General features: G+C 45.1%; 8 protein-coding genes. 3 read left to right on the forward strand and 5 right to left on the reverse strand.

Translation table 11 applies throughout. The features are described 5' to 3' along the window. The 3 genes from RWS39_RS08685 to RWS39_RS08695 all read left to right on the forward strand — a co-directional run. Nucleotides 1-218, forward strand: a 218-nt coding sequence (locus RWS39_RS08685; protein WP_314482565.1) for a hypothetical protein, incomplete at its 5' end; no start/stop codon positions are given. Nucleotides 219-321: 103 nt separating this feature from the next. After that, nucleotides 322-1,200 carry a methylenetetrahydrofolate reductase [NAD(P)H] gene (gene metF, locus RWS39_RS08690; RefSeq protein WP_125371621.1) on the forward strand — a complete coding sequence of 293 codons (879 nt, stop codon included), beginning with the start codon at nt 322-324 and terminating at the stop codon, nt 1,198-1,200. 166 nt (nt 1,201-1,366) lie between these two features. Beyond that, nucleotides 1,367-4,414 (forward strand): AAA family ATPase, encoded by a 3,048-nt coding sequence (locus tag RWS39_RS08695; RefSeq protein WP_314482568.1) that lies wholly within the window; start codon nt 1,367-1,369, stop codon nt 4,412-4,414. A 62-nt stretch (nt 4,415-4,476) separates the two neighbouring features. Here RWS39_RS08695 and hutG read toward each other — a convergent pair whose 3' ends face one another. The 5 genes from hutG to RWS39_RS08720 form a co-directional block, all read right to left on the reverse strand. Beyond that, nucleotides 4,477-5,466 (reverse strand): formimidoylglutamase, encoded by a 990-nt coding sequence (gene hutG / locus RWS39_RS08700; protein WP_314482571.1) that lies wholly within the window; start codon nt 5,464-5,466, stop codon nt 4,477-4,479. A gap of 141 nt (nt 5,467-5,607) precedes the next feature. Further along, nucleotides 5,608-7,149 carry a histidine ammonia-lyase gene (gene hutH / locus RWS39_RS08705; protein ID WP_314482574.1) on the reverse strand — a complete coding sequence of 514 codons (1,542 nt, stop codon included), beginning with the start codon at nt 7,147-7,149 and terminating at the stop codon, nt 5,608-5,610. A gap of 5 nt (nt 7,150-7,154) precedes the next feature. Next, the gene (locus tag RWS39_RS08710) at nt 7,155-8,507 is read right to left on the reverse strand and encodes an APC family permease (RefSeq protein WP_125373402.1); all 1,353 of its coding nucleotides are present in this window, start codon (nt 8,505-8,507) and stop codon (nt 7,155-7,157) included. A gap of 75 nt (nt 8,508-8,582) precedes the next feature. Continuing rightward, a complete protein-coding gene (locus tag RWS39_RS08715) occupies nt 8,583-9,182 on the reverse strand; it encodes a HutD/Ves family protein (RefSeq protein ID WP_314482577.1) in 600 nt (199 codons plus the stop codon). Nucleotides 9,183-9,194: 12 nt separating this feature from the next. Next, nucleotides 9,195-9,466, reverse strand: a 272-nt coding sequence (locus RWS39_RS08720; protein ID WP_314482580.1) for a formate--tetrahydrofolate ligase, incomplete at its 5' end; no start/stop codon positions are given.

A 9,466-nucleotide genomic window follows, 5' to 3' on the forward strand; every position in this document is an offset into this window, starting at 1 on the left:
CAGAAGTAGGACCTGGAGTTTACGATATCCACTCACCGCGCGTGCCAAATGAAGGTGAAATTGACCACACAATCGAAGCCATCCTTGCTAAAGTTCCAAGCAAGAAAGTTTGGATCAACCCTGACTGTGGTTTGAAAACACGTGGTATTCCAGAAACAAAAGAAAGCTTGATCCGCCTTGTAGAAGCGGCCAAAGCAGCTAGACAAAAACTGAATTAATATTATTTCTACATTTAAACTCAGCTCTGATAAACCTGCAACAAAGCTGTTTGCAGGTTTGTTATAGGCTGATAGTTAGTAGATTGAAAGGAATTTTATCTCTATGGTGAATCGCCAAACTCCTAGTCTCTCATTTGAAGTATTTCCTCCTAATCCGGCAGTAGGCAATGATAAGATTTTTCAGGCGTTGAGGGAGATGCAAGATCTGGCTCCCCACTTTATCAGTGTGACTGCCAGCAATAATAAATTTGATATTGAGGAGACAACGGTTCGTTTGGCTGAGTTCATCTCCAATGACCTTGAGATTCCGACGATTGCCCATTTGCCAGCTGTTTATCTAACCAAGGAAATGGTGTCCAATATCTTGCAGGCTCTGGATCGTGTTGGGGTCAATCAGATTTTGGCTTTGCGGGGCGATATTTTTCCAGATGTGGCTCCTAAGGATGATTTTAAATATGCGACTGATTTGATTGAGTATATCAAGACAGAAGCACCACATTTTGACATCATCGGAGCCTGCTATCCAGAAGGTCACCCAGACTCACCAAACCAGATCTCAGATATTCAGAATCTAAAGAAAAAGGTTGATGCGGGCTGCTCTAGTCTTGTCACTCAGCTCTTCTTTGACAATGAACGTTTCTATGATTTCCAAGATAAGTGTACCTTGGCTGGGATTGATGTTCCGATTCATGCAGGGATCATGCCGATTCTTAACCGAAACCAAGCGCTTCGCCTTTTGAAAACGTGTGAGAATATTCATCTTCCGCGCAAATTCAAGGCCATTCTGGATAAGTATGAACATGATCCAGAATCCCTGCGGACAGCTGGTTTAGCCTATGCGGTGGATCAGATTGTCGACTTGGTGACCCATGATGTAGCAGGGATCCATCTCTATACGATGAATAACGCGGCAACAGCTTACCATATCTATAAGGCGACCCATGCGCTCTTTAACCATACCCCATCCGTTCAATCTTTTTAAGATGAATGAAGAAACCACTAATCAGATTCATTTGCTGTTTAGTGGTTTTTGTTTATAGGTTTTGATCATTTAGAAGCTGATAAATGATAGAGTCGTTCTTTTCTTGCTTGCTAAAATGTCTTATTTTGTTTATATTAGTTCTATAAGCTTTCCTGGAGGCGTTTACATGACCGAAGATCGTTTGAAGTTGAAATTGTTGGGAAGTCCGAGTGTCTTTCTCAATCAAGAGGAGGTCTTTTTTCCTTTTGCCAAAATCAATGCTCTGCTCTATTATCTCCATATCAATGGAGCAGTCAATCGGGAGGAGATTGCAGGAATCCTCTGGGAAAACAAGGATAATCAGACTGCCAAAAAGAATCTGCGCAACACCATTTATCAGGCTAACAAGCTATTGGGAGGAGAATGGATTATTGCTCCCAACCGTACTGTGCTATCGCTTAATCCCGAGTGTGCGATTGAAAGTGATGTAGAAATTTTCACGGACAAGCCTGCGGAGCATCTGTCGCTCTATCAGGGTGATTTTCTGCAGGGCTTCTATCTCAAGGACAGTGAAGCCTTTGACTATTGGGTGTCCAAGATGCGGACGCGATATGAGCAGCTCTATATCCAGGCTTGTTACCAAAAGTTGGAAAAAGATCCATCGAATTTGGAGGAATCAGAGCGAAATCTGCGCCGTATGATCAGCATCGATGAGTTTGATGAAAAGAATTATCATCTGCTTATGAAGCTTTATCAGGAGAATGATCGACCTGGTAAGGTGATTGAGACTTATTATAAATTGGTCAATCTCTTGGACAAGGAATTGGGGATTAGTCCGAATGAAGCAATTCAACAGCTGTATCATGAAGTGATGGCCAAGGATCGCAGTGAGCGTAAGATCAAGCAATTTTTACGTAATACAGACCACTTCTTTGGCCGAGTGGGTGAAATCAAGCGTTTGGAATCTTATTTTTCTAAGATTATAGAGAGGCAAGAACCTCGTGCGCTGCTCTTAGTCGGTGGTACTGGTATCGGTAAACGGACAGTGACTCGACAAGTACTGGCTAATCAGACCAAGTATTTCCAGATTGTTATGGCAGAGTGCTTCAAAGAAGAAATGACGGTCGGATTGCAGCCTTGGCGCAGTCTGTTAGATGGCTTGGGCGACTTAGTCATTCAGCATCAGATCCTTTCTACCAGCCAGTGGCAGGTTATTTTGGATAGTTATTTTCCGGTTATGGCAGGTGAAGCTTCGGATATTGAGCTGAATACGGATCGTCTGGCTCGGTTTGTGCTGGATATTTTGCAAAAGATTTCTAAGAAAAAGGCCCTGGTGATCTTAGTTGAGGACTGTCACTGGATGGATGAGGCAAGTGTGGCTGTTTTAGAGCAGGTTATGAACCATTTGAGGGATTATCCAGTAGCCTTTGTGTTGACAAAGCATCTGAGTACGCCACCTTATCTTGGCCGCTTTTTCAATCACTTGTTGCTTCGTAGCCAGCTAGACTGCATTGAACTGCAGCCACTGGATTTTAAGGCAAGTGTGGCTTATTTACAGGCCCAGACTGGACAGTTAGTCATATCTGAAGAACGGCTTGAGGCTATTTATCGGGTCAGTCAAGGCATCCCTTTCTTTCTGTCGGAGTATGCGGAGCAGCTTTTGCGAGGTGAAAAATTCCAGCCATTAACCTCAGTTATTAAAGCAAAACTATCTCTGAAATTAGGCTATTTGAGCAGCCAGGAGGAGGAATTGGTTGACTATCTGGCTTGCTTTAGTTCCCCTGCTTCGGTAGCGCTCTTAGCTAAGTTGCTAGGCCTATCTGTGGAAGAAGTAGTCGAAATTGCTGAAGGATTTGGGCAAAAACAGCTTTTAATAGAAGAGGAGCAGGAGGAATTGGTTTTACGGTTCAGTCAGGAGCTTTTGCGGATTTATGCTTATGAGCGCTTGCCGCTTGCCAAGAAGCGGATGCTACATCACCAGATTGCCCAAGGCATGGAAGACCAGCTAGGAGCCTCTCTCTATCATGCTCGGTTGCTCAATGACATCGCCTATCACTACAAGCTGTCCAAGCAGCCGATTAAGTCTCTGGAGTATGAGTTGCATTATCTCGAGGCTACCTTGCAGTTTCATCATGAGCTCTTTCCGATTTATTCGCGGGAGTTTGGCTTTATCGAAAAGACGGATGATAGCAATCAATCAGCGGTTTTGGACCAATTTGATCGTATCCGTCGGGAAATAGAAGGATTAGAGAGAAAACACCAGAATCACAAAGATTTTCAGCTATTGGTTCTCCGCTTTCTCTATCTGGAAGGGCGCTATGCTATCCGGACGGGGAATTACCAGCAGGGAATGGACAACATCCAGCAGGTGATTGCTTCTGCTAAAGAGCTGCAGCAGATGGAGTTTCTCCTAGAAGGCTATCGGCAGATGATTTACTATTGCATCCAGACGGAGAATATTCCTGAGATGCGCTACTATACGGAGTTAGCCCTGGATGCTTCAGTTCAGGCCAATAATTACGAAGCTATTGCAATGAATCTTCGACTCAAGGGACTTTATCATCTCATGATTGGAGATGAGGAGCAATCACTCCGCCATCTTTACCAGTCTATCGATTGCTTTAGTTTGACGGCTTCGTTGCGCTCAAAGTATTCGATTCAGATTGCGGCGGCTCTAGATTATCTGGCAGAGATTGAGCAGATTCGTGGGAATTTCACGACAGCGCTGGCTCATCAGAAAGAGGCGATTGAGTTGACGGAAAATAAAACAGCAGAGCCTTCGATTTTTGCTTTCTACATAGGCTTGGGACTGACTTATTATCAGCTGAAAGATTATGAGCAGGCGGAGCGAATCTTGCTGAAAGCGAAAGCAGCCCTGAAGTCGCTCAGCTTTCCTTGGAAAGAGACCCAGTTGGAAGTGTATTTGGCCTTGATTGGCTGTGAGAAGAGAGATTATCAACCGGTGCTTGATCTTCTGCGGAAAAAGGATAGTCTCATTAGTCGCTATGGCAATCCGCGGGACAAGGGGCTGATTTACTATCTGATGGCTGTGATTAAGTATCGCCTGCTGACTGGCAGCTTGCAGGAAGCAGACTTTGAAGACTTGCTGAATCAGGACTTTGAGTCCTACTATGAAACGGCCAAAAGCCAGCTCAATCCCTACCGTGACCGGCACCAGCTCAAGGAATTAGAAAACTTACGCCAAGGTCTATCTCAGGCATTAAACACAAAATAAAAGAGGATGAACTTTATGTTCGTCCTCTTTTGATGTTTGTAATGAAGTTTTTAAAATCCCCGTTAGTCATGTGCTTGTGCCCAGACTTGGGTCAGGTAAAAGACAAAGCTGGCTGCCAGATTAGCCGTATGGTTGTCTATATCGTGAGGTGGAGAGACTTCGACGATATCAAAGCCGATCAGTTTGCCTGAGGCAGCAATGTGCTGGAAGACCAGAACCGCTAGATTGGGATCCACACCGAGCGACTGAATGGCACTGACACCAGGAGCGGCACCAGCTGCAAAGCAGTCAATATCAATGGTCAAATAGACCTGCTCCTTGTCGGCCAAAAAGGTATCGACCACCTTACAGACTTCCTTGTAACCCATTTGGTAAATATCCATACCAGTCAGAAATTGGATAGCCTTGGATTTTGCCACAAAGTCAAAGAGAAAGAGATTGTTATTATGCTCCTGAATCCCTAGGATAAGGTAGTTAAAGGCCTGCTTCTGAGCTAGAGTGTCATCGAACATCTGGCGAAAACCGGTACCGGAGTTAGGACCAGTCTGATCGTAGGGGCGTAGGTCAAAATGGGCATCCATATTGATCACAGCTAAGTTTTGATCAGGATTTAGTGACGACTTGAGACCTAGATAGTTGCCGTAGGCTGTTTCGTGACCGCCGCCTAGAACGATGGGTCGGAGATTAAGTTCTCGCAGGCGTTTGACTGCTCGCGCCAAGCTTTGCTGCAGTTGTTCCAGAGAGCGGTTAGGCCCGTCAATATCGCCAACGTCAAATACTCGGACGTTTCTACCTAGATGCCAAGGAAGTTTGGCCAGCTGAGTTCGGATAGCTTGTGGTCCTTCGACAGCCCCCACTCGGCCGTTATTGATATAGACACCTTTGTCGCTCTTGAAGCCAATCAGGGCAAAGTTCACCCCTTCAAAAGGAGTTAAGCTAGGATCATTTAAGTCCAGAAACTCAATGACCATGCCCCACTTAGCAGTATATAGATTGTCTTCTGGACCTCGCTGATAGTAATGGTTGTCTAGCTGATAGTAATCTTCTAACATAATTTTGTCCTTTTTGATAACGATACTTGCGACTTTATTATAAGAGTTTCCGTCGAGCCTGTCAATGACTTTTGGCGGGAAAAGAAGCCCAGCTGCATGAGAGCGGGCTTCTTATGTTAGCTTTTTACAGAGGCATCAGCTTTAGAACTGAATGCTCAAGTCCACAGCCTTTTCAACGGCTGCTAGGAATTCTTCGTTTTCAATCAGCTCAGAAGCCTTGTTGAGTTCTTCATAGATTTCGATATCCTTATCAAACTCGATAAAGCGGACATGCTGACGGAAGAGGTCGTAGGCCGGCTTGGTTCCTTTACCAAGTTCATGGTTTTCTGGTTTCAGATCCAGAGCTTGGCAGGCTGCCATGATTTCTGTTGCCACGATGCGGCGAGAATTCTTGAGAATTTCAGCTGCCTTGCGTGCTGCGGTAGTTCCCATGCTGACAAAGTCTTCTTGGTTTTCACAAGATGGGATAGAGTCTACGCTGGCTGGATGAGATAAGACCTTGTTTTCAGAAGCAAGCGAAGCACAAGCATACTGGGTAATCATAAAGCCAGAGTTGAGTCCTGGGTGTTTGACCAAGAAGGATGGAAGCTTGCTCAGTTGGCTGTTGACCAGGCGTTCCACACGACGCTCGGATACATTACCGATTTCAGAAATAGCGATACCGAGGAAGTCAAATGGCTGAGCCATTGGTTCTCCGTGGAAGTTACCGCCTGAGATAACATGGCCTTCCTTAGTAATGATAGGGTTGTCTGTAACGGAGTTGATCTCAATCTCAACCTTGGTCTTGACATAAGCGATAGAGTCCTTGCTGGCACCATGAATCTGCGGAATACAACGCAGGGTGTATGAGTCTTGGACCCGTTGTTGAGTGGCTACGGTTGTGTTGCCACTGCCTTCTAGAAGGTTGCGGATATTGCGGGCTGTAGCTAGCTGACCGCTTTGAGGACGTATGGTATGCAGGTCTTCTTCAAATGGACTGGTAATACCATTGTGGACCTCCATGGAAAGGGCACCAGCGACATCTGACAATTTAAGCAGTTGGATGGCATCGTAGGTAGCCAGAGCTCCGATACCTGTCAGGACAGTCGTTCCGTTAATCAGTGCAAGGCCTTCCTTGGCTGCTAGAGCAATTTTCTCAATACCAGCCTTGTCCAAAGCTTCTTGTCCAGAGAGCAATTGGCCTTGATAGTAAGCGTGACCCAGTCCTAACATAGGCAGAACCATGTGAGCCAGCGGTGCTAAGTCGCCAGAAGCTCCCAAAGAGCCTTTTTCCGGAATGTAAGGCACGACGCCTTTATTGAGCAATTCCAGAAGTTTTTCGACAGTAGAGAGACGGATACCAGAATAGCCCTTGACCAGAGAATTAATCCGAATTAACATGATCGCGCGGACTGCATCTTCAGGAAGAGGATCGCCAAAGCCTGAAGCATGGGTGCGAATCAAGTTTTCCTGCAGTTGAGTCGTATCTTCTGGCGAGATGCTGACATTGCAGAGGGAGCCAAATCCAGTTGTAACACCGTAGACTACCCGCTTTTCGCGGACGATGTCATCTACGATTTTACGGGAAGCTTCTACAGCTTTCTTAGCTTCTTGGTTGATTTCGCAAGTGGCTCCATGACGAGCTACTGCAATGACATCTTCTAAAGTAAGGTGTTCGCCATCCAAATTGATTACATGTGTCATAAGATTCATTCTCCTTTTTGTTCAAGAACTTTATTTTTACAAATCAGTACTATATAGATATAGTAGACTGCGCTGGCGACAAGGACACCGATGAGACCATAGACATAGTTCATTGGATTTTCACCCCAAATCATGACGAGGCTGACTAGAACTGCCAAAATTGGAATGACTGGACCAAATGGAACGCGGAAGACCACTTTTTTATCTGGATATTTCTTTCTCAATACCAATACGGCTAGAGCAGTTGGGATGTATTGGAAGAAGCGGAAGACTACGCTGAGAGCCGCTAATACTTCAAATGTTCCTGTAAAGAGTAGGGCGATGGACAAAAGTCCAGAGATAATAATGGCAATTACAGGGGCGTTTTTAGCATTGGTTTCAGCGATTTTTTTAGGTAACAAGCCTTCATCTGCAATGGCTGCACCATAACGTGGGACCATGATAGATTCCCCGATGTTAAGTCCAGCAATAGAGATCAGCGCTCCGATAGAAACAATCCATGCTCCAGCAGGGCCAATCATTTCGACAAAGGCGTCTTGCACAGAGGCATCTGTTTGTAGGATTCGGCTACCTAGCATGGCGATAGTTCCTGCGATAATCAGCATATAGAGAACAGATACAATACTGATAGAGCCCAAAATAGCCCGAGGCACATTCTTTTCTGGGTTGCGCATTTCACCAGCAACGATAGACATGGTTTCAAAACCGATGAAACCGTAGAAAATGTAGATAGCTGTACTAGAGATGGCTTTCATGATATCCACGCCAGGTTCTAGCTGAAGAAACGGAGTGAAGTTTCCTTTGTCAATTCCTCCTTTGATGAAGAAAATTGCGCATAGACTGAAAGCGACAATTGGGATGAGCTTGGCTACAGTTGCGGTCAAGGTGAACATTTTGGAAGTCTTAAGACCTGAGATATTCATCAGACTGAGTAGGATAATCAGGCTCACACTGAGTAAAAGTTCATAGGGGGCAAAGGATTTAAAAGTAATGACAAAAAGTCTCGCAAATCCTGCTGCCATTGCTGACCAAGCGATGATGGTAACCGCCCAGCCTAGGAAGCCAACATTAAATCCGACAAAGTCTCCAAAGGCTGCTTTGGAATATTGGAAGGCTCCGCCGTTTTTATTAAAATAACCAGCAGTTTCTGCCAAGCAGACGGCTAAGAGAATAACGAGGAGGGCAGTTCCCAGCATGACAGCTAGAGAAGCAGGACCCAGTCCTTTATAAATTTTTTGAGGTAGGAGGAAAATTCCTGAACCGATAACAGCATTGATACCATAGAGAGTAGCGCCAGAAAAGCTGAATTTCGCATTTTCTCGCTCTTGTTCTTGTGCAGTGAGTTTAGTCGCATTCATAATAATGTTTCTCCTTTAGAGATGTGGGATCCTTTCCAAGTAAAGATAGAACGATGATAGGACATCCTTGTATCTTTACTTAGTAGGGATATGGGTCAAACCAGCCCATATAGCAAGGGGAGCACCCGTTGGCTGGTTACTCGAAAACATTATTTGCAGCTCAGTTTCCTGAGCCTCTTTTTCCACTATCAGAAGTTGCCCTGTCTCTAGGTTAAGCGATGGCAGGCCTGTTCCTGTCACCATCAAATCACTCAAGGCATAAATAAATTGAATTGCTTCATCTTGAGTAAGTTCTTGTCCATCCGAGATGGCAAGCATCTGTCCCTGATAATGGTCGCTGTAAATTAAATTAAAGTCGGTACAAGTCCCACGACTTGTGATAGAATCACTCCCTTCGAAAAAATAGGGGGTAAAGGGAGCTAGGACCGTTTCCTCCTGCCGGCTGGCATTGTGGAGATGAAGTATCTGGTCCAGGCTCATGAGAATGCGGTGAAAGCCGCTGAGGTCAGAAAACTGACTTTCAGCCAACTCCACAGTCGCTGTTGAGAGCCGATAGTCAAAATCCCGCTTGCCATAGTGGCCAGTTGGCGGGGAAAGATAAAGTTGCTTCGTCTTTCCCCCTGACCAATCGGAAACTTGAAAATCGTTTGATTTTAGAAGGGTTATATTTGTCATTTTTGGTATTTATTAGAACAAACCGCTGATATTGCCATCTTTGTCGACGTCAATCTTTTCGCTGGCTGGCACCTTAGGCAATCCTGGCATGGTCATGATTGCACCAGTCAGAGCAACGATGAAGCCTGCACCAGCAGAAACTTTAAGCTGATTGATCGTCACGACAAAGTCTTTAGGAGCGCCCAGTTTCTTAGCGTCGTCTGAGAAAGAATACTGCGTCTTAGCCATGCAGATAGGATAGTTGGAGAAGCCTAGCTCTTCCAGTTGTTTGAGCTCGCGTTTAG

The organism is Streptococcus cristatus, from assembly GCF_963529205.1.
Lineage (GTDB): Bacteria > Bacillota > Bacilli > Lactobacillales > Streptococcaceae > Streptococcus > Streptococcus cristatus_O.